General features: G+C 67.8%; 14 protein-coding genes. 7 read left to right on the forward strand and 7 right to left on the reverse strand.

Annotated elements, in window-relative coordinates; genetic code table 11:
* Positions 1-20: 20 nt before the first annotated feature.
* Positions 21-1,583: an MFS transporter gene (locus J2X41_RS08965; RefSeq protein ID WP_310081277.1), complete on the reverse strand. Its 1,563-nt coding sequence runs from the start codon at positions 1,581-1,583 to the stop codon at positions 21-23.
* Between the two features lie 361 nt (positions 1,584-1,944).
* Between J2X41_RS08965 and J2X41_RS08970 the strand changes: the two genes are divergently transcribed.
* Positions 1,945-2,958, forward strand: coding sequence for a LacI family DNA-binding transcriptional regulator (locus J2X41_RS08970; RefSeq protein ID WP_310081278.1), 1,014 nt, complete (start codon positions 1,945-1,947; stop codon positions 2,956-2,958).
* Positions 2,959-3,193: 235 nt separating this feature from the next.
* Positions 3,194-4,867, forward strand: coding sequence for a calcium-binding protein (locus tag J2X41_RS08975; RefSeq protein ID WP_310081279.1), 1,674 nt, complete (start codon positions 3,194-3,196; stop codon positions 4,865-4,867).
* A 378-nt stretch (positions 4,868-5,245) separates the two neighbouring features.
* Here the strand turns inward: J2X41_RS08975 and J2X41_RS08980 are convergent, their stop codons facing one another.
* From J2X41_RS08980 to J2X41_RS08990, 3 genes are all read right to left on the reverse strand, one after another.
* Positions 5,246-5,752 (reverse strand): hypothetical protein, encoded by a 507-nt coding sequence (locus J2X41_RS08980; RefSeq protein WP_310081280.1) that lies wholly within the window; start codon positions 5,750-5,752, stop codon positions 5,246-5,248.
* Between the two features lie 687 nt (positions 5,753-6,439).
* Entirely contained in the window at positions 6,440-8,065 is a 1,626-nt protein-coding gene (locus tag J2X41_RS08985) for an alpha-amylase family glycosyl hydrolase (RefSeq protein ID WP_310081281.1), read from the reverse strand.
* Entirely contained in the window at positions 8,062-9,843 is a 1,782-nt protein-coding gene (locus J2X41_RS08990) for an alpha-amylase family glycosyl hydrolase (protein ID WP_310081282.1), read from the reverse strand. The genes J2X41_RS08985 and J2X41_RS08990 overlap by 4 nt, the downstream gene beginning before the upstream one ends.
* 350 nt (positions 9,844-10,193) lie before the next feature.
* Here J2X41_RS08990 and J2X41_RS08995 point away from each other — a divergent pair, with 350 nt between their 5' ends.
* The 3 genes from J2X41_RS08995 to J2X41_RS09005 all read left to right on the forward strand — a co-directional run bounded on the left by J2X41_RS08995 (position 10,194) and on the right by J2X41_RS09005 (position 16,307).
* On the forward strand, positions 10,194-12,965 hold the full coding sequence (locus J2X41_RS08995; protein ID WP_404979908.1) for a TonB-dependent receptor: 2,772 nt from the start codon (positions 10,194-10,196) through the stop codon (positions 12,963-12,965).
* 154 nt (positions 12,966-13,119) lie between these two features.
* Entirely contained in the window at positions 13,120-14,325 is a 1,206-nt protein-coding gene (locus J2X41_RS09000) for a winged helix-turn-helix domain-containing protein (RefSeq protein ID WP_404979921.1), read from the forward strand.
* A gap of 107 nt (positions 14,326-14,432) precedes the next feature.
* Entirely contained in the window at positions 14,433-16,307 is a 1,875-nt protein-coding gene (locus tag J2X41_RS09005) for a DEAD/DEAH box helicase (protein ID WP_404979909.1), read from the forward strand.
* Positions 16,308-16,347: 40 nt separating this feature from the next.
* On the opposite strand, the gene J2X41_RS09010 is transcribed toward J2X41_RS09005, so the two are convergent.
* The gene (locus J2X41_RS09010; RefSeq protein WP_310081287.1) at positions 16,348-17,502 is read right to left on the reverse strand and encodes a glycosyltransferase 61 family protein; all 1,155 of its coding nucleotides are present in this window, start codon (positions 17,500-17,502) and stop codon (positions 16,348-16,350) included.
* Between the two features lie 389 nt (positions 17,503-17,891).
* Between J2X41_RS09010 and J2X41_RS09015 the strand changes: the two genes are divergently transcribed.
* The gene (locus tag J2X41_RS09015) at positions 17,892-18,953 is read left to right on the forward strand and encodes a diguanylate cyclase domain-containing protein (protein WP_310081289.1); all 1,062 of its coding nucleotides are present in this window, start codon (positions 17,892-17,894) and stop codon (positions 18,951-18,953) included.
* A 101-nt stretch (positions 18,954-19,054) separates the two neighbouring features.
* Positions 19,055-19,858 carry an enoyl-CoA hydratase/isomerase gene (locus J2X41_RS09020; protein WP_310081290.1) on the forward strand — a complete coding sequence of 268 codons (804 nt, stop codon included), beginning with the start codon at positions 19,055-19,057 and terminating at the stop codon, positions 19,856-19,858.
* On the opposite strand, the gene J2X41_RS09025 is transcribed toward J2X41_RS09020, so the two are convergent.
* Together J2X41_RS09025 and lipA are read right to left on the reverse strand one after the other, a co-directional pair.
* Positions 19,855-20,307 (reverse strand): type II toxin-antitoxin system RatA family toxin, encoded by a 453-nt coding sequence (locus J2X41_RS09025; protein WP_310081291.1) that lies wholly within the window; start codon positions 20,305-20,307, stop codon positions 19,855-19,857. The two genes, J2X41_RS09020 and J2X41_RS09025, sit on opposite strands and share 4 nt — an antisense overlap.
* A gap of 2 nt (positions 20,308-20,309) precedes the next feature.
* A complete protein-coding gene (lipA, locus tag J2X41_RS09030) occupies positions 20,310-21,317 on the reverse strand; it encodes a lipoyl synthase (RefSeq protein WP_310081292.1) in 1,008 nt (335 codons plus the stop codon).
* Positions 21,318-21,399 lie beyond the last annotated feature (82 nt).

Genomic DNA, 21,399 nt, shown 5'->3' on the forward strand with positions numbered 1-21,399 from the left:
GGCGTCGGTCAGGACGCGGATCAGGCCTTGGACAGCGCTTGGGGCGACGGGGCCTCGGCGCGCGACGCTCGGGGTTCGCCCACGTCGCGGACAAGGAACACGCAAGCGGCGGCGACCAGCATCCCGGCCGCGCCCAGGCCCAGGGCCCAGATCGCCTCGCCGCCGAAGAAGGTCCGCAGCAGCAGGCCCAGCAGGGTCGCGGCCAGCAGCTGCGGGATGACGATGAAGAAGTTGAACAGGCCCATATAGACCCCCATCTTGCCGGCTGGCAGCGCGCCCGACAGGATCGAGTACGGGGCCGACAGGATCGACGACCAGGCGAAGCCGACGCCGATCATCGGGATCCACAACAGGCCCGGCTCGCGGATCAGCGGGATCGCCGCCAGGCCCAGCGCGCCGAGGCCAAGGCACAGGGCGTGGCAGGCCTTGCGGCCGACGGCGCGGGCCAGCGGCGGGATCACCAGGGCGGCCAGGGCGGCCACGCCGTTGTAGATGGCGAACAGCACCCCCACCCAGTCCGCGCCGTCGTTATAGGCCCGCGAGCTCGTGTCGGCGGCATGATAGTGGAAGGCCGCCACGGCCGGGGTCGTGTAGATCCACATGGCGAACAGGCCGAACCACGAGAAGAACTGCACCACCGCCAGCTGCTTCATGGTGGCGGGCATGCGGAAGAGGTCCTCGACCACTTCGGAAAAGCCGTTGGTGGTTTGGCCGGCGCGCCGCAGGAGGCCGGCGACCAGTTGCGCGACGCCGAACAGGCCGACCATGGCCGCCAGGACGTAGAGCTCCTTCTCCAGCCGCGTGGCGAAGATCGCGGCGGCCAGCAGCAGACCGGCCAGCGTCCAGGCCAGGCCGCCGGCCAGGTAGGCGCGGACGGGGCGGGTCGGCGCTTCGACGACGGCGACCAGGGCCTCGCCCTTGCGCGCCCGCTCGGTCGCCTCGAAGGCCGCCAGCTGCTCGGGGCTGTATTCGCGGGTGGTGAACACCGTCCACAGCACCGACAGCAGAAGCCCCGCCGCGCCGGCGTAGAAGGCGACATGCACCGAGGGCGGCACGCCGCCGCCTTCCGCCACGTTGCTGACCGAGAACCCGTTGGTCAGGATCCACGGCAGGGCCGAGGCCAGCACCGCGCCCGTGCCGATGAAGAAGCTCTGCATGGCGTAGCCGGTGGCGCGCTGCTCGTCGGGCAGGTTGTCGCCGACGAAGGCCCGGAACGGCTCCATGGTGATGTTGATCGAGGCGTCCATCACCCACAGGGCGGCCGCGGCGATCCACAGGACGGGGGCGTTGGGCATGACCAGCAGGGCGGCGCTGGTCAGGATCGCGCCCCAGAAGAAGTACGGCCGACGCCGGCCCAGGCGCCCCCAGGTCTTGTCGCTGAGATAGCCGATGACCGGCTGCACCAGCAGGCCGGTGGCCGGGGCGGCGATCCACAGGATGGCTAGGTGGTCCACCTGGACGCCCAGGCCCTGGAAGATTCGCGAGGTGTTGGCGTTCTGCAGGCCGAAACCGATCTGGATCCCGAAGAACCCGAAGCACATGTTCCAGATCTGGAAGCCGTTCAGCCGGGCCTTGGTCGCCATCGCTCCCCCTTTCCAAGCTCCGTTGGCCGGAACTTTGCGCAAACTTTTTCAGCGCTTTGTGGTGACCTATTTGCGCATGCGCCGATCCGGCTGGCAACGACATTTCCGAGCATTGACGGGATAATGTCGGCATTCGTTCAGGAAATGTAACACCAACCCCGCAAGGACGGGCGCAATCGGCCGCTGCCGATCCGGCGAAAAGTTGCAGAAATTTTCAGAGCTGAGCGAGTGACGCCGCCGACGCCTGGCCGACGGCGCTTGAAAACCACCGGCGCGGCGCCTTAACAAAGGTCCTGAAAAGATTTGCGGCAAAATTTGCAGCAACGGCGGCATGCAAGATTTTTGATGGCGGGGCGGGACAGTGACCAAGGGCGCGACGCGGCTGGAAGACCTGGCCAGGCTGGCCGGAGTGTCGATCTCCACGGCCTCGCGGGCGCTGAACGACAGCCCGGCGGTCAACACCCGCACCAAGCAGCTGATCTGGAAGCTGGCGCGCGAGATGGACTATCCGTTCCGCCGCTACATGCCGGCGGGCCCGATCGGCGCCGAGGGCACGATCGCCATCGTCGTGCCCCGCCCGCAGGGCCGCGAGGGCCGGCTGTCGGACCCGTTCTTCCTGGAACTGCTGGCCGGCGTCGGCGAGGCGGCGCGTGAGCGGGGATGCGACCTGATGATCAGCCACGTGGCCCCGACCAGCTTCGAGGACCTGTCGGCGGCCATGACCACCAGCCGCGCCGACGGCGTGATCTTCCTGGGCCAGAGCTGGCTGCACACCGCCTTCAACCGCCTGGCCGAGACCGAGGGTCGCTTCGTGGTCTGGGGCGCGCAGCTGCCCGACCAGGCCTATTGCTCGGTGGGCTCGGACAATCCGCTGGGCGCCAAGCGCGCCACGCTGCACCTGGCCCGCCTGGGCCGCAAGCGCATCGTCTTCCTGGGCGACACCGAAGCCCCCGAGGCCATGCAGCGCCATCGCGGCTATCTGGACGCGGTCGAGCAGTTCGGCCTGGGCGTCGATCCCGAACTGATCGTGCCGGCCCATTTCGAGGTGGAATCGGCCGAGGCCAGCGTCGATTCCCTGATCCAGCGCGGCGTGGCGTTCGACGGGGTGGTCGCCGCCTCGGACCTGATCGCCCTGGGGGCCATCCGCGCCCTGCAGCAGGCCGGCAGGTCGATCCCCGACGACGTCTCGGTGATCGGCTATGACGACGTGCCGTTCGCCCGCTATTCGCGCCCGGCGCTCAGCACCATCTCGCAAGACACCGCCAAGGCCGGCCGGCTGATGGTCTCCAAGCTGCTGGACGCCAGCGGCCAGGGCGCCAGCCGGTCCGAACGCGTGCCGACGGACCTGATCATCCGCGAGTCGTGCGGGGGGTAGAGGCGGGCGGCGGCTGGCTGGAGGCCGCTTACGACCCAACTAAGACCGTGGGAAGGTCCGTTTGCGAGATCCGTTAGATTGCGCGCAAGAGGTTGCACCAAGATCTTGAAACTCTACGCACCCTCAGGTGGCAAGTTCGAGATTGCGCGTGAAATTCCGCCGTGGAAGGCTGCACCGCCTGGCCTCCCGCCCTTTCGGCGCGAGGCTGTAGCGAGCATGTGAAAGAGCCCCATTCATGACGACTTTTTTGGCCACCGCGGGCGCAGATGCCTTCTTTGGTGGTGCTGGCGATGAAGTCAGCTACGTGAACGCACCCGCCTTCTACGACTCTCGCGGATTTCGAACGCACCAGATCATCGACTATGCGGGTCAACTGGGCGGCTCTACCGGCTGGGCCGTTGGCGACACGGTTAGCGGCGTCAATCACTTCCGTCTGTCGAACTATGGCGACTTGTTCGTCAGCCAGCTTTCTTCCACCGCGGCAATCTGGGTGGTCGGTGGCACGGGCAACGATAGCTTCTTCGCTGGTAACGGCATCAGCCACTTCGATGGTGGCGGGACCGAGAACTCGATTCTCGATCCTGTAGGAAATATGATCTCCTACGCCTACACCGGCGCGGTGATCCTCTCCTTGGATTCCTCGATCGCCAGCAGCGGTGCGGCCACGGGCGATACCTGGACCAACGTGCAGTCGTTGGAAGGCAGCGCTTATAATGACACCCTCTACAGCGTGGATGACGGCCTAGGCCACCTTCTGATTGGAGACCCGTCGGAAGGCTATGCGGGCTCGACCGGCAATGACGTCCTCGTCGGGGCGATCACCGCCGTCAACGGCGCCCAGGCCGCCGACACCTTCATTCCGGAAGGCGGCGCCGACACGATCGTGCTCGGTGCCCGGACCAACTGGATCGACTACGAAAATGCTCCGACGGGGCTCACAGTCGATCTACTGAACACCAGCGCGAACACCGGCGACGCGGCTGGCGACGTCTACAAGATTGCCAATGGCTCCCATTCGTCCAGCGCATGGCAGACCCTTACCAGTGCCCATACGACCGTGGTGGTCAATCTCACCGGATCGGACTTCAACGACAATCTCTCTGGTACGGCCGGGGACAACCACATCCTGGGCGATCCGTTGGAAGGCCTGGCGAACTACAACGCGAACGGCGCCGACACCGTACATGGCCAAGGCGGCAACGACTGGATCGAGGGCATCGGCGGTGAGGATTCGCTATATGGCGACGCCGGAAACGACCTCTTGGTCGGCGGCCTCGGCGCGGACGCGCTCTGGGGCGGAACCGGTGCCGACACCTTCCTCTATAAGACGCTGCAAGATTCGGCGGCCAGCGGCTACGACATCCTCCACGATTTCGAGAGCGGAACCGACCACCTCGACATCAGCGCCATATCCAGCATCATCTCGATTTCGCTGCTCAGCTCCGGCGGAGGGACCTTCCTCTTCTCCAACACGGTGGACGGTGCCTATTTGGAAATCGGCTCCACCGCGCCGATACAGGCTTCTGACCTGGTCGTTGGAGCGGGCGTGACCAGCATCAACATGGTCGGCGACGCAAACTTCAACATCTTGATCGGCGGCGGCCTCAATGACACCATCCAGGGCGGCGGCGGCGGCGATTGGCTGGCCGGAGGCGGCGGCGCGGATCGCTTCATCTTCACCGTGACGAGCGACAGCACCGTCGCGACTCCAGACTCGATCTTCGACTTCCAGACCGGGGTCGACAAGATCGATCTCACCGCGTTGCACATCGGCTCGGCAAGCGTGAATTGGCTCTCGTCCGGCGGATCGACTTATGTCTTCATCGACGCAAATCTTGACGCCACGAATGATATGTTGCTGCAATTAAACGGTGCGGGATCGGTGCAGGCGGGCGACTTTTTGTACTAGCTAATGGCGGAGGTCGGCATCACGCGCCGGCCTCCGATATCCAGCCCAGGTGTGAGATACCCCCATTCTCCGCAACATGCGTTGCGTTTATCTAGTCGCAAACTATCACAGCTCGATAGAAATGCCCCCGCATTGGGTCGGCCCGATGAAGGTCCGCTTGTCGGCAGGACGCTAGCAGCATACTTTCGCCCAAGGCGAACATTTAAATAGTCCGATCCTTAGGCGGCATGTCCGCTTCCAACGCCGGACCTGCGCAAGGATCTCGTCGGAGAGCTTTATCCACCTACCGATAAGAAGGCCGGCGGGTTTGGCCCGCCGGCCCTTCTATTCCAGGTCGGGCGCCGTCACCGACGCCCGACCTGTTCGAAATCGAAAATTCTACTCGCCGCCTTTATCGACGACGGAAACGGGTCCGAGATCGATCGTTTGCTTCCCCGAATTCAGGAGAAGCGCGACCTGCGTGGCGCCGACCGGATAATTGTCCGTAGCCACGAAATCGAGCGTTTGCCGGGACCACTCGGTCCCGATATCGATGGAACGTTCGCCGACGCGAGCCGCGGCCGTCCGTGTCTCGACGCGGAAGACGACCTTGGCGGGCACGTCGGATTTTACCCAGACGCTCGCTACGACATGGTCGCCTTTTGCGATTGCGCCATCGACCGGGCGGATCGCGCCAACTTCCCAGATGCCGCCCATCCCGGTCGCCTGCGCCACCACCGCCTTGCCGCCCTCGACCTTGGCGTCGTCGACGGACCGGTGCGGCCCGGCGCTGTAGATGGTCCAATCCGCCGTCGCGGCGAGGATGGGCGTGCCGGCGGTCTGCGCAGAGGCGGCCGAGGCGAGAATGAGACTGCCGGCGGCCAGAAGCGCTGCTTGAATCTTCATTTGTCTCTCTCCCTGTTTAACCGAAATCTCGGTCTGGTTGGTTACGCCATTGTCTGGCGCGACTATTTATCTGATTAATTAGCCGACGAAGGCCGCATGGACAGGCCAGTCTCGGTCTGGACGACGGACTCGGCGCGCCATCAAGGTCATATTGTGGGTATTGACCCTCACGGCACGGCGACCGACGGCGCCGCCGCCGACCGGGCAGACGAGCGCAAGAGACAGACCTTGTTTCACCCATCCCCCATCACCGTCAGGCGCCCACGACATTACTCAGACAATTTGGCTACGTAAAGCGATTGTGTCGGCCTGCCGTTGTGGGTCACCGCCATCGACTCTTCACAGGCCTTCGAGCGGGCGCGCTCGTCGGCGGCGGCTCCGCCAGGGGGCGACTTTCGTCCATCTGGTTCTGGGCGAGCGCGGAACATGGATCCGGCCCGCCCGTCGGGGGCTTCGAGCGGCGAGGTGTCAACACCGCCGACCGCCGCTTGCTCCCGGACAACGATTGCGCGGAGCGTCGGTCCTGGACGAAACGGTATCTTCTACAAAGCTTCCGGGCCCCGCCCGGGCGCTCCGTGTCCCTCCCCGAACTTCAGCGGCCCGCCGCGTGAGGCGGTCAAGTCGCGTCCAGAGTTGGGGACAGGCGCATGCGCCTTGTCCCCGTCCCAGAGCTGTCCCCGTCCGCGACTAACCTCGCCGCGCCACCAGGCCAGCCATCGGCGGCAGCGCTCCCTGCTCCCCAAGGTTGACGCCTTCGACGACGCGCCAGCCGTCCGGCAAGGCCCAATCGGCGGCCTCGAAGCCCAGGTTGAAGGCGCACAGCACCTGGTCCGCGCCCTGGCCGCGCAGGAAGACCAGCAGGGGCTCGGGAGCGTCGACCAGGGTCATGTCGCCCGTCCGCAGGCCCGGCAGCCGGCGACGCAGGGCCACGACCCGGCGGGTCAGGTTCAGGGTGGAGTCGGCGTCGCGCTCCTGGCGGTCGACGGCCAGGTCGATATGGGCCGGATCAACCGGCAGCCAGGGCTCGACCTTGGAGAAGCCGGCATGGGCGGCGACGGCGATCCACGGCATCGGCGTGCGGGCCCCGTCGCGGCCCAGGGTCTCGGGCCAGTTGGCGATGGCCTCGGGGTCGCGCAGCCGGTCATACGGCACCTGCGCCTGGGGCAGGCCCAGCTCCTCGCCCTGGTAGAGGAAGACGTTGCCGCGCAACGACACCAGCAGCAGCAGCGACATCTCGGCGAAGGCCTTGGGGTCGCGGCCCCGGGCCCAGCGCGACACCGCCCGCGGCGCGTCGTGGTTGGAGAAGGTCCAGGACGGCCAGCCCTGCCCCTCGCCGCCCGGCCACAGGGCCGCCCCCTGGCGGATCAGGGCCGGCGCCAGGGTCTCGGCGTAGAGGTAGAGGAAGCCGTAGGCGCTGTGCAGGCGGTCGGGCCCTTGCGTGTACAGCTTCATCTCGCTGTCGGCCCGCTCGCCCCCGACCTCGGCGACCATGAACCGGCCGCCGTACGACTCGCCCAGTTGGCGCAGCCGGGTCAGGAAGGCGGGGATGTCGTCGTGCGACTGGTTGTGGAAGTGGTGCTGGAAATCGAACGGCCGGGTGCGCTTGCCCTCGCCGCCCAGGATCGGCGGGTTGTCGGTCAGGGCCTGGTCGTGCATGGCGAAGTTGATGGCGTCGAAGCGGAAGCCGTCGACCCCGCGCTCCAGCCAGAACCGCGAGGCTGCGACCAGGGCGTCCTGCACCTGCGGGCTGTGGACGTTGAGGTCCGGCTGGGCCGACAGGAAGTTGTGCAGGTAATACTGGCGACGGCGCGCGTCCCAGGTCCAGGACGGGCCGCCGAACACCGACTGCCAGTTGCTGGGCGGCGAGCCGTCCGGCTTAGCGTCGGCCCAGACGTACCAGTCGGCCTTGGGATTGGTGCGGTCCTGGCGGCTGGCCTTGAACCACGGGTGCTGGTCGGAGGTGTGCGAGAACACCTGGTCGATGATCACCTTCAGGCCCAGGGCGTGAGCCCGCTCGACCAGGCGATCGAAGTCGGCCAGGGTCCCGAAGATCGGGTCGACATCCTCGTAGTTTGAAACGTCGTAGCCGAAGTCCTTCATCGGCGAGGTGAAGAACGGCGACAGCCAGATGGCGTCCACGCCCAGCGAGGCCACGTGCTCCAGATGGGCGGTGACGCCGGGCAGGTCGCCCACCCCGTCGCCGTTGGAGTCGGCGAAGCTGCGCGGATAGATCTGGTAGATCACCGCGCCGCGCCACCAGTCGCGGTCGTGGGCCGGGCCGATGGACGGTTTTGAAAGGGTCTCGACCGTCACTGGCCAGTCTCCGAAACGCAAATCGTGTAGTCGAGCGGGCCGATCTCGACCCGATAGCTGCCCGGCGCCGTGGCGGCCGCCGCGCAAGATCCATGGGCGGAGCGCCAGGCTTTTGAGGTCGCATCGACCTCGACCTGGGCCGTGATCGGCGTCAGGCCGGTGTTGAACGCCACCAGCACCTCGCGGGCCTCCGCCATCCGCGAGACCGCGAACAGGCCCGGCTTGTCGCCGGCGGCTCGCACGACCTGGCGGCCGCGCCGCAGGGCCGGCTCGGCGGTCCGCAGCCGGGCCATGGCCGAAATCGCCGGGTAGAGCGCGCCGTCGGTCGCGAAATGATCGCCGGCCGCCGAGCCGCCGTCCACCCGCCGGTCGGCGGCGTAGGCGGCGACCGTCGTCGCGAACATGTCCTGGCGGGCGTCCTTGTCGCCGCCCTCGCCGACCAATCCCTGCTCGTCGCCGTAATAGAGGACCGGGACCCCGCGGGTGAACATCAGCAGGGCGTGCGCCAGGAGCACACGCCGGGTGATCTCCTCGTCCGAGGCCTCGGGGCGGGCCAGCCGCACGAAGTGGCCGATCCGGCCCATGTCGTGATTGCCCAGGAAGGTCGGCAGCTGCAGCGTGGCCGCCTCCCCGCCCTCGTAGAGGGCGTCCTGCGCGAACAGGTGCGCCAGGACGTCAGTCCCGGCCTTGCCGTTGACGACATCGGCGACCGCACCCTGGAAGGCGAAGTCGAGCACGGCCGGATAGCCGTCCACCCGGGTGAACCTGGCCAGCATGCCGGGCTCGGTCTCGGCGACCTCGCCGAAGATGTGGAAGTTCGGAATCCCCCGGGCCTTGGCGCGGGCCAGCATGGCCGGCACGAAGGCTCGCCAGAACTCGGGATTGACGTGGCGGGCGGTGTCGATCCGGTAGCCGTCGATCCCGAAGTCGTCGATCCACTGGCCGTAGATGTCGATGAAGCCCTGCACCACGCGCGGGTTCTCGGTGGCCAGGTCGTCCAGGCCCGAGAAGTCGCCATAGGTCGAGCTTTCACCGGTGAAGCGGCTGTTTCCGCGGTTGTGGTACCAGATCGGGTCGTTCAGCCAGGCCGGTTTCTTGACGCTCGCCTCGTCCTTGGGGACGTAAGGCCTGTAGGCGAAGTCGGGCCGCGTCAGCCGCGCGAAGTTCTCCGCCGTCCGCCGCTCGGCCTGGTCGCCCAGGAAGCCGTCATTGATCGCCGCCCCCGCGACGCCGCCCTGGCGGACGAACGGATAGTCGGCCTTGGATCGGTAGTCGCAGCCGGCGACGGGGCAGTCGCGATACTGGATCACGTCGGCCGTGTGGTTGGCGACGATGTCGAGATAGACCTTGAGGCCGCGCGCATGGGCGGCGTCGACCAGGGTCTTCAACTGGGCCCGCGTGCCGAAATGCGGGTCCACGTCGGTGAAGTCGGTGATCCAGTAGCCGTGATAGCCGGCGGACTCCTGGCCCGGCGGCCCCTGGACAACCTTGTTCCAGAAGATTGGCCCCAGCCAGATGGTCGTCGCGCCCAGGCCCTGGATGTAGTCGAGCCGGGCGGTCAGGCCGGCGAGGTCGCCGCCATGATAGAAACCCTTGTCGGTCGGATCGAAGCCGGTCTTCAGGCGATCGCCGGCCAGCCCGCCACGATCATTGGCCGTGTCGCCGTTGGCGAACCGGTCGGGCAGGACGAAGTAGATCACCTCATCCTGGGGCGGGCGGTCGAGATAGGCGGCGCGAACGGCCGGCGCGGCCTCGGCCAGGCCGCCGCCCACCGCCATGGCGACGGCGAACGCGGCGCTCGCCGATCGACTCGCCCATGCCCTTCGAATCCCCAAGCCCCCTGCCCCTCTGTCTTGTTCCAGAACCGGTCAACGCCTGCCGATCCATTGATTTGCAATAATTTGCAGAAACACGGCAAGCGTGTCAATCACCCATCCGGCATGCCGGAAACCCATGTTTGCTCGGAAAATCCACTGCGAACTTATCGCTTACCGCAGGGAAAAAGCAGCACATGACATTTTGTCCATTTTTCCAGTTGCAATGGAAGGCATTTATTTGCAGTAATTTTCACAACGAAACTTGGATCACCGCGGCGGAACCGCGGGAGCCGATTGGGAGGGAGCCTCTGATGACCAATTCCACGCCGCGCCGAACGCGACTGATGAGCGGAGCCGCCACGGGCCTGGCCCTGCTGCTGGCGACCGCCGGCGCCGCCCACGCCCAGGACGCCGCCGCGCCGAGCCCCGACACCGTCGAGGAGATCACCGTCACCGGCATCCGGGCGGGCATCGAGAACGCCATCGCCCTGAAGAAGTCCTCCAGCTCGATCGTCGAGGCCGTGTCGGCCGAGGACATCGGCAAGCTGCCCGACACCTCGATCGCCGAATCCCTGGCCCGCCTGCCCGGCCTGACCGCCCAGCGCCTGGACGGCCGCGCCCAGTCGATCTCGATCCGCGGCCTGGGCCCCGACTACAACACCGTGCTGCTGAACGGCCGCGAGCAGGTCTCGACCGGCGACAACCGCGGCGTCGAGTTCGACCAGTATCCGTCGGAAATCCTCAGCGGCGTGCTGGTCTACAAGACCCCCGACGCCGCCCTGATCGGCCAGGGCCTGGCCGGCACCGCCGACCTGCAGACCATCCGCCCGCTGAAGTACGGCAAGACGGTGCTGTCGGCCAATGCTCGCTACGAGATGAACAGCGAAGACAAGCTGAACCCGGACGCCAAGGACACCGGCCACCGGCTCAGCGCCACCTTCGTCGACCAGTTCCTGAACGACACCCTGGGCGTCGCCGTCGCGGTCTCCGACATCTCGACCCCGACCCAGAGCCGCCGCTTCAACGCCTGGGGCTATCCGACCACCGCCTCGGGCGATCTCGTCATCGGCGGCGCCAAGCCGTACGTGCAGTCCAACAACCTCAAGCGCACCGGCGTGATCGGCGTGCTGGAATATAGCCCGACCGACAAGTTCCGCAGCTCGCTGGACCTCTACTATTCGAAGTTCCGCGAAAAGCAGATCCTGCGCGGCATCGAGCTGCCGCTGTTCTGGAGCTCGGCCAGCCTGCAGCCGGGCTACACCGCTCAGGACGGCCTGATCACCAACGGAACCTACACCGGCGTGAAGGGGGTCATGCGCAACGACCTCAACACCCGCCACACCACCCTGAAGTCGGCCGGCTGGAACATCGCCTACGACACCGACAACGGCTGGACCCTGGCGGCCGACCTTAGCCATTCCGACGCCAAGCGTCGCGACGTGATCTTCGAATCCTATTCGGGCACGGGTCCCTCAGGCGTCGGCGCCACCGACACCCTGACCTTCAACACCACGCCGGGCGCGGGCACCACCTTCGGCTCGGTCCTGGACTACACCAATTCCACCCTGTTCGTGCTGACCGACCCCCAGGGCTGGGGCGCCGGCGCCAACGGCGGGGCCGCCACGGGCGGGGCCGTGACCCAGGCGGGCTTCTACAACACCCCGGCGATCAAGGACGAGCTGAACGCCGTCCGCCTGAGCGCCAAGCGCGACCTGGCCTGGGGCCCGATCCACAAGGTCGAGTTCGGCTACAACGCCAGCCGCCGCGAGAAGTCCAAGGAAGTGCACGAAAGCTTCCTGACCTTCGGCGGCACCATCGCCCAGGGCGCGCCGCTGAGCCGGCCGATCCCCAAGGAAGCGCTGGTCGGCACGGTCAGCCTCGACCTGATCGGCATCAAGGCCATGCTGGCCTATGACCCGACCTACCTGCTGGACAACGGCGTCTACACCCTGGTCGCCGACCAGAGCCCGGCGGTCCAGACCCGTAACTGGGCGGTCAAGGAAGACGTGCAGGTCGCCTACGCCAAGTTCGACATCGACAGCACGGTCGGATCCATTCCGGTCACCGGCAACACCGGCCTGCAGGTGGTCCACACCGACCAGTCCTCGACCGGCACGCGGGTCAATCCGGCCGACACCGCCCATCCGACCAGCAACGACGGCGGCGACAAATACACCTATGTCCTGCCCAGCCTGAACCTGACGTTCGACCTGAGCAACGAGACCTTCCTGCGGTTCGGCGCGGCCCGCACCCTGGCCCGGGCCCGCATGGACGAACTGCGCGCCAGCCAGTCGTTCAACCAGAACCTGTCGAACCTCACCTCGACCGACCCGAACACGTCGTACTTCAGCACCGAAGGCGGCAATCCCCAGCTGCGGCCCTACATCGCCGACGGCGTCGACGTGTCGCTGGAAAAGTACTTCGGCCGCTCGGCCTATGTCTCGGCCGCCGCCTACTACAAGAAGCTGTCGAACTTCGTGAACTCCGGCGCCTCGACCATCGAGGACTTCTCGCCGTTCCTGTCGCTGCTGACGCCGACCCAGCAAGCGCAGCTGGGCACCCCCAAGGGCCTGGCCAAGGCGCCGCAGAACGGCAAGGGCGGCTATATCCGCGGCATCGAACTGTCTGCCTCGATCCAGGGCGACATCTTCTTCGAGCCGCTGCGCAACTTCGGCCTGATCATCAGCGGCTCCTATACCGACAGCTCGGTCAAGCTGGACGACAACACCGCGCCCATCGACATGCCGGGCCTGTCCAAGACGGTGATCAACACCACCTTCTATTACGAGAACAACGGCTTCAACGCCCGGATCAGCAACCGCTACCGCAGCAAGTTCCTGGGCGAGGTCGCCGGCCTCAGCGCCGCCCGGATCTACCGGACCGTCGACACCGAGTCCGTGCTCGACGCCCAGATCGGCTACGAGTTCCGCCAAGGCCCGCTCGAGGGCCTGTCGATCCTGCTGCAGGCCAACAACATCACCGACGAGCCGTTCAAGACCTACGAGAACGCCGATCCGCGCCGCACCATCGACTACCAGAAGTACGGCACCACCTACATGGCCGGGGTTTCGTACCGGTTCTAGAGAATATCCCTCCCCTGCAACGCCCCGCCGGCCCGTCCGGCGGGGCTTTTCTTTTTCTGGGAGGGGCCGCCTTGCCGACCTTGGTGACGTCCTCCGTCAGCAGCGCACGGCCCGGCGGCTTGTCACCGCACGCCCGGCCATGCTCAGTCGGGCCATGGTCGAGACCCTGTCGCACAAGCAAGCCCGCCGCATCGCCCTGGCCGCCCAGGGCTTCGCCGACGCCCGTCCCGTCCAGCCGACGCGGCGCCACCTGATCGCCACGATCGAGCGCTTGGCCCTGCTGCAGATCGACAGCGTCAACGTCGTCTCGCGCTCGCACTACCTGCCGCTGTTCTCGCGCCTGGGCGCCTATCCGCGCGCCTTGCTGGAGGACCTGGCCTGGGGCCGCAAGCCGGTGCTGTTCGAATACTGGGGCCACGAGGCCTCGCTGATGCCGCTGGACCTGCAGCCCCTGCTGCGCTGGCGGATGGAGGACGCCCGCCAGGGCGTGGGGGTCTGGAAGGGCGTCGCTCGGTTCCTGGCCGAACACCGGCCGTTCATCGACAAGGCGCTGGCGGCCATCCACGAGCGCGGCCCCCTGTCGGCCGGCGAACTGGAGCTGGGCGAACGCGGCCAGGGCGGCTGGTGGGGCTGGAGCGAGGCCAAACGGGCGACCGAATGCCTGTTCTGGGCCGGAGAGCTGACCACCGCCACCCGGCGCGGGACGTTCGAGCGCGTCTACGGCCTGCCGCAGGACGTCCTGCCCAAGGCCGTCTGGTCGGCCCCGACGCCCTCGCGCGCCCAGGCCCATCGCGTCCTGCTGCGCCGCGCGGCCGCGGCCATGGGCGTGGCCACCGAGCGCGACCTGCGGGACTATTTCCGCATGGGCCTGGCCGACGCGCGCCAGGGCGTCGCCGAGTTGGTCGAGGCCGGCGACCTGACGCCGGTGGCCGTCGAGGGCTGGGACCAGCCGGCCTATCTGGCGCCCGGCGCCCGGCGTCCGCGCAAGGTCGTCGCCAACGCCCTGCTCTCGCCGTTCGACAACCTGATCTGGTTCCGCGAACGGGCCGGGCGCTTGTTCGACATCCGGATCCGGCTGGAAATCTACACTCCCGCCGCCAAGCGCACCCACGGCTACTACGTGCTGCCGTTCCTGCAGGGCGAGGCGATCACCGCCCGGGTCGACCTCAAGGCCGACCGCAAGGCCGGCCTGCTCAGGGTGCTGTCGGCCCATCGCGAGCCCATGGCCAACGCCGAGACGCCCGCCGCCCTGGCCGCCGAACTGCGGCTGATGGCCGCGTGGCTGGGCCTTGCGGGCGTTGCGGTCGCGGCCAGCGGCGACCTGAGCCCGGCCCTGTCCGCGCAAACCGCCGACGATTGACTTTGGCGGGCCAAGGCCTATTTATCCCCAGATTCGGAGCAGGTCAGGCGAATCCGCGCCACCCGTTCGCCCAAATACGGGTGGCTCTGAATTTCAGCCAGAATGACATGACAGAATTTTCCGAACTCGGGCTTTCGCCCACGACCCTCCAAGCGGTCGCCGACACCGGCTATACGACCGCCACCCCCATCCAGGCCGCCGCCATCCCGGTGGCCCTGGCCGGACAGGACGTCCTGGGCATCGCCCAGACGGGCACCGGCAAGACCGCCGCCTTCACCCTGCCCCTGATCGACAAGCTGATGAACGGCCGCGCCAAGGCCCGCATGCCGCGCGCCCTGGTCATCGCCCCGACCCGCGAGCTGGCCGATCAGGTCGCCTCCAGCTTCGAGAAGTACGCCAAGGGCACCAAGCTCTCGTGGGCGCTGCTGATCGGCGGCGTGTCGTTCGGCGACCAGGAAAAGAAGCTCGACCGCGGCGTCGACGTGCTGATCGCCACCCCCGGCCGGCTGCTCGACCACTTCGAGCGCGGCAAGCTGCTGATGACCGGCGTGCAGTTCCTGGTGGTCGACGAAGCCGACCGCATGCTCGACATGGGCTTCATTCCGGACATCGAGCGCATCTTCAAGATGACGCCGCCCAAGAAGCAGACTCTGTTCTTCTCGGCGACCATGCCGCCGGAAATCACCCGCCTGACCAAGCAGTTCCTCAAGGATCCCGTGCGGATCGAGGCGGCTCGCCCGGCGACGACCAACGAGAACATCACCCAGCTGATGGTCAAGGTGCCCTCCTCCGATCCCAAGGCCAAGCGCCTGGCGCTGCGGGCCCTGATCGAGAAGGCCCAGATCGAGACCGGCATCGTGTTCTGCAACCGCAAGACCGAAGTCGACATTGTCGCCAAGTCGCTGAAGAGCCACGGCTTCGACGCCGCTCCGATCCACGGCGACCTCGACCAGAGCCAGCGCATGAAGACCCTGGCGGACTTCCGTTCGGGCGCCCTGAAGATCCTGGTGGCCTCGGATGTCGCCGCGCGCGGCCTGGACATCCCGGCCGTCAGCCACGTCTTCAACTACGACGTCCCGCACCACGCCGACGACTATGTCCACCGCATCGGCCGCACCGGCCGGGCGGGGCGTTCGGGCATTACCTACATGCTGGTGACCCCCGCCGACGACAAGGGCTTCGACAAGGTGGTCAAGCTGATCGGCTCGACCCCGCAGGAAGAAAAGCTCGACCTGGACTACTCCAACGCGGTGACCGTGCGCCGCGAAGGCGACAGTAAGCGCGGCGGCGGCCGTGATCGCGACCGCTCGCGTGGCGGCGAACGGGGTCGTGACCGCGATCGCAACCGCGCCCCGACCGAGCCCTCGGACGTCGCCGCCGCCAATCTCGGCGCCGCCATCGCCGGCGAGCCGATCCCCTCGGCGCCCGGCGAAGCCCTGGCCAAGCGTCCGGCGCGTTCGCGCAAGCCGCGCGGCGAAGCCGCTCCGGTCGTCGTCGCCTCCGCCGAGGTTCCGGAAGTCGAAGCGCCCGCCGGCGAGAAGCCCCGCCGCGATCGTGGTGGGTCCTCGCGCGACCGCGGCCGCCAGCCGCGCGTCGAACAGGACGCCGTCGCCGAGCAGCCGATCGTCGAAGCCGCTCCCGCCGCCGAACGGGCCCCGCGCCCGGAACGCGCCGAGGGCGATCGCCCGGTTCGCCGCGAACGCGGCCGTGACCGTGATCGCCGTCCCGAGCGGAGCGAACAGCCCCGCGTCGAGGCCGAACGCGCGCCTCGTCCCGAGCGCGCTCCGGAACGCGCCCCTGAACGCGTGGAAGCCGAGCGCCCCGCGCGCGCCAACACGCCGCTGCCGGTGCGCGGCGTCCAGCCGGTGCGCGGCCGCGAAGACGACGACGACCGTCGCGTTGTGGGTTTCGGCAACGACACCCCCGCCTTCCTGATGCGCGCCCCACCGCGCCTGGCGCCGGTCAGCGACAGCGAAGACTAGGATCAAGGGGACACGCGAGGCGCGCGTGTCCCTTTTTCGTTCAGAGCGCCGCGTCGACGAAGGCCAGGAAGTCGTCCAGCGCGAGCGCGTAGCCGAAACGAAAGCCACGGCGAAGGCGATGGCGCCAGGCCACCGTCCGCGGGTCGACCGGTGAGGCGCAGACATAGCCGCGCCATTCCGCCTCCGCGCATCGGCTGGCCGCCCAGACCCACTGGCTGGTGAAGTTCTGGGGCTGAATCTCCACGATCCTGGCGCCCGCCGGCGCGAACAGGGCGTTGGCCATCGCCGCGCCCGTCGGCCCGACCAGGACGTCCACCTCCTGCATCAACTGGATCTGGTCCGCCACGCTCAGGCGCTCGGGCCTGACGATCTCGAACCCGCGCGTGCGCAACGCCGCCTCCAGCGCGGCCTCGTTGACCATCACCCGCATCGAATGGCCTCGACGCGAAAAATAGACCCGTCGTCCGCGCGTTCGAGGCGCCGGCGCCCTGGCCAGGATCCGCGCCCGCGTCCGTCCCAGCAGGTCTCCCGGACCATGTAGATAGTGGTCCATGCTGGTGGCGTGCACGGCCGCGCCGATGCGGACCAGATCGGCCTTCACCTCTCGGACCGGCTTGCCGACCGCCATGGCGATCAAGTCCCGCTGCCACGCCTTCAGCGGCGGCGCGATCGGCGGATAGCGCTCCAGCAGCCCCTGTTCGTCCAGCGCCACCAGCGAAGGCAGGCAGTCGAGCACGAAGTGCCCGTAGTTGAAGACGCCGCCCCAGGCCAGGAACACGGCCGCTCGATCGAGGGTCGGCAGGGTGTCCGGGATCGCCAGGCGGGTGACGCCCTCCTCCACCCGGGCGCCGGGCAGGCCCGACAGGTCGGGCCATCGCTCCAGGGCCTCGCGGGCGGACGCCTTCAGCACGGTCCCGTCCGGCGACAGGATCGCGCCAAAGCCCGGCAGGTGCAGGACATCGCGGGTCAGGCACAGCGAAACGGTTCGAGCGGAGGGCGGGCGATGTTCGAACGGCCAAGCCGCTAGCGCGGGCCCGCCCAGCCCAAAGGCTTCGGTCGCCACCCCTTCCCGCTCCGGCAGTTCCAGCCGCAAGGGGCCTTGCGGCGCGCTCGTCGCCTGCTCGAAGACCGCGGCGCCTGTCGCGGGCAGGATGCTGGTCTCCTCGACGATCCGCAGCGGCGTGGTCTGGCCCATCCCGGCTTTCGATCATGGGAATCGCGGCGGGTAAAGCCGCCGGCGGCGCGTTCATTTCGTCGAAGCTGGGCTGACGACCACATGTCCCCACCTGACGGCGCGACGTTCCGCCGTCGGGACGCTTTGTCGCAGGCTCGCGGCCTTTCGAGCGGAGAGAATCCGCAAGAGCGACGATCTGGACGATTCCAGGTTGAAATTCGCGGTCGCGCTCACGATCAGGGTCCTCCGGGCGCCCCGGAGGCTCGTCTTGTGGATGATAACAATGCCGACGTTGGTGGGGACACGTAAGAGAACACCGTTCGTTCTTAACGCGGCGTTTGAACTCTTCGGCCTAGATTGGGCGTCCAAGCGCGCATCCGGGCGATGCGGCGCTGTTGGGGGAATTTAAGATGTCGGACGTCGAGACCACGCTGCGCGGCCCTGAGGCCTACAAGATCGCCGGCCGCGCCCTGAGCCTGATGGAACGTCATCAGGTGTGGCCGACCGCGTTGAACTTCGAGCTGTGGACCCACTTCGTCGCCGATCCCGACGGCGCCCTGGCCCGCGAACTGACCCGCCTGATCTCGCTGGGCGAACCGCTGACCGAGCTGGTCAGCGAAGAGCTGGCCGCCACCTACCTGCCCAAGGCCAAGCTGAACGAACAGATCCGCGACGCCGGCGACCTGCTGAGCAAGGAACTGGAGTCGGTCTCCAAGGCCATCCAGGACGCCCAGAAGAGCAACGCCACCTATGGCAAGACGCTGAACGGCGCGGCCAAGGAGCTGGACGCTTCGCAGGACGTCGACAAGATCAAGACCGTCGTCAGCGGCCTGGCCGAGGCCACCCGCCGCGTCCAGAAGGAAAACAAGTCGCTGGAGACCCGGCTGGCGGAGTCCACCGCCGAGGTCGACCGTCTGCGCGAGCACCTGGAACAGGTCCGCCGCGACGCCACCACCGACGGCCTGACCAACCTGGCCAACCGCAAGGCCTTTGACGAGGAGCTGGACCGCGCCTGTTCGGAAGCCGACGAGGCCGGCGCCAGTCTCTGCCTGGCCGTGCTCGACATCGACCACTTCAAGGGTTTCAACGACACCTGGGGCCACCAGACCGGCGACCAGGTCATCCGCTATGTCGCCAGCGTCATCGGCCGCGTCGCCGCCCCGCCCCGCTTCGCGGCCCGCTACGGCGGCGAGGAGTTCGCGATGATCTTCCCGCGCGAGTCGGCCGCCCTGGTCGCCGGCACCCTGGAAGAGATCCGCGTGGAGGTGTCCTCGCGCATGCTCAAGCGTCGCTCGACCAACGAGGACCTGGGCGCGATCACCATCTCGTCGGGCTTCGCCGAGCGTCGTCCGGGCGAGACCGGCCACTCGGTCATGGAACGGGCCGATGCGGCGCTCTACACCTCCAAGCGCGGCGGCCGCAACCGCGTCACCGCCGCCGAGAGCACGCCGGACTCGGCCAACGCGGCCTGATCTCCGACGGGCGAGTTCGCCTTCCGATAATTTTCCTGGCGTTCCCCAAGGTTAGCCGCGCCTAGACTCCGGGCGCGGCGACAAGGCCTTGGGAGGACACCATGACCTACGAGAAGATCCGGCTCGAGGCCGCCGACGGCCTGGCCGTCATCACCCTGTCCGATCCCGCCACCCTCAACGCCGCCGGCCTGGACATGGCCCGCGAACTGACCCACGCCTTCGGCTCGATCGCGGCCAGAAAGGTCGAGGCGCGGGCGGTGATCCTGACCGGCGAAGGCCGCGGCTTCTGTTCGGGCGCCAATCTGTCGGGCGGCGGCGCCGCCGGCCGCGAGCCCGACATCGACGGCAAGCCGGACGCCGGCTCGGCGCTGGAAAGCACCTACAACCCGCTGGTCGGCCTGCTGCGCGATTTCCCGCTTCCGATCGTGACGGCGGTCAACGGGGTGGCGGCCGGCATCGGCTGCTCGCTCGCCCTGCTGGGCGACATCGTCGTGGCCGCCGAGAGCGCCTACTTCCTGCAGGCGTTCCGCCGCATCGGCCTGGCGCCCGACGGCGGCTCGACCTATCTGCTGCCGCGCCTGGTCGGCAAGGCCAGGGCCATGGAGATGATGCTGCTGGGCGACAAGATCCCCGCGGCCACGGCCCTGTCATGGGGTCTGATCAACCGCTGCGTGCCCGACGGCGAGCTGATGAGCGCCGCCACCGCCATCGCCCGGGAGCTGGCCAACGGTCCGGCCGCCCTCTCGATCATCCGCAAGCTGGTCTGGGACAGCCTGGACGCCGACTGGGTGGAACAGCTGCACGCCGAGCGCCACGCCCAGAAGGCCGCCGGCAAGACGGACGACTTTGTCGAGGGCGTCAGCGCCTTCCTGCAGAAGCGTCCGGCGGCCTTCAAGGGCCGCTAGGGCCGCGGCCCGTAGATCGCCCGGGCCCGATCCTCGAAACAGCCGATCAGCGTATTGGCCGCGCGGTCGAGATTGGCGGCCAGCATGGCGTCGAGGATCTTCGACTTGAAGGCGAAGTCGATGACGAATTCCACGCTCGTTCCAGCCTCGTGCGGCAGGAAGCGCCACTGGTTCGAGAGGCGCTTGAACGGGCCGTAGAGCAGGCTGACGTCCACGCTCAGGGCCGCCGCGTCGCGCCGCACCCGGGTGGCGAACTTCTCGCGCAGGAACGAAAACCCGACCTGGGCCTCGGCGTCGACGGTCGAGACCTGGGCGTCGGCGCGGCCGTTCCAGGTGCGCATGGCCGTGATCCACGGCACGAACTGCGGATAGGCCTCGACGTCGCCGACCAGCGTGAACAGCTGCTCGGGCGCATAGGGCAGCACCCGGGTGACGACGTGACGGTGCAAGACTAGGCGCTCTTGGCGCCTGCGGACTGGGCGTCCAGCGCCCGCCGCGCGGCCTGCAGCTTGGCGAAGTCCTCGCCGGCATGGTGCGACGACCGGGTCAGGGGGCTGGCCGAGACCATCAGGAAGCCCTTGGCCCGGGCGATGGCTTCATAGGCCTTGAACTCGTCGGGCGTGACGAAGCGGTCGATGGCCGCGTGCTTGCGGGTCGGCTGCAGGTACTGGCCGATGGTGATGAAGTCGACGCCGGCGCTGCGCATGTCGTCCATCACCTGCATGACCTCCTCCTTGGTCTCGCCCAGGCCGACCATCAGGCCGGACTTGGTGAACTGGGAGGGATCGCGCTCCTTGACCCGTTCCAGCAGGCGCAGGGAGTGATAGTAACGGGCGCCGGGGCGGATCTTCAGATAGAGCCGCGGCACGGTCTCGAGGTTGTGGTTGAAGACGTCCGGGCGGGCGTCGATCACCACGTTCTCGGCCCGGTCCTTGCGCAGGAAGTCGGGGGTCAGGATCTCGATGGTCGTGCCGGGCGCGGCGGCGCGGATGGCCAGCACCACCTCGGCGAAGTGCCGGGCGCCGCCGTCGGCCAGGTCGTCGCGATCGACCGAGGTGATGACGACGTGCTTGAGGCCCATCTTGGCCACAGCCTCGGCCACCCGACGCGGCTCGTCGGCGTCCAGGGCGTTGGGCAGGCCGGTCGAGACGTTGCAGAAAGCGCAGGCCCGGGTGCAGATCTCGCCCATGATCATCATGGTCGCGTGCTTCTGGCTCCAGCACTCGCCGATGTTCGGGCAGGCCGCCTCTTCGCAGACCGTGGTCAGCTTGTGGTCGCGGACGATGCCCCGGGTCTCGTTGTAGCCGGGCGAACCGGGCGCGCGGACGCGCAGCCACTCGGGCTTGCGCAGGACCGGCGTGTCGGGGCGGTTCTGCTTTTCGGGGTGGCGGACAGCGCGGTCTTCGGAGGAGCGGGGCTCGGAAGCGCGGGCGTTCAGCGTGTCGATCAGGGTGACCATAACGGCCTAGATCGGCCTTCTTGGCCTCCGGATCAAGCATGCGTTCTTGCATGTGACGCAAAGGCGCGAAATGAGTGCCTGG

Origin of the sequence: Caulobacter sp. BE254 (assembly GCF_031457295.1) — a bacterium.
GTDB lineage: Bacteria > Pseudomonadota > Alphaproteobacteria > Caulobacterales > Caulobacteraceae > Caulobacter.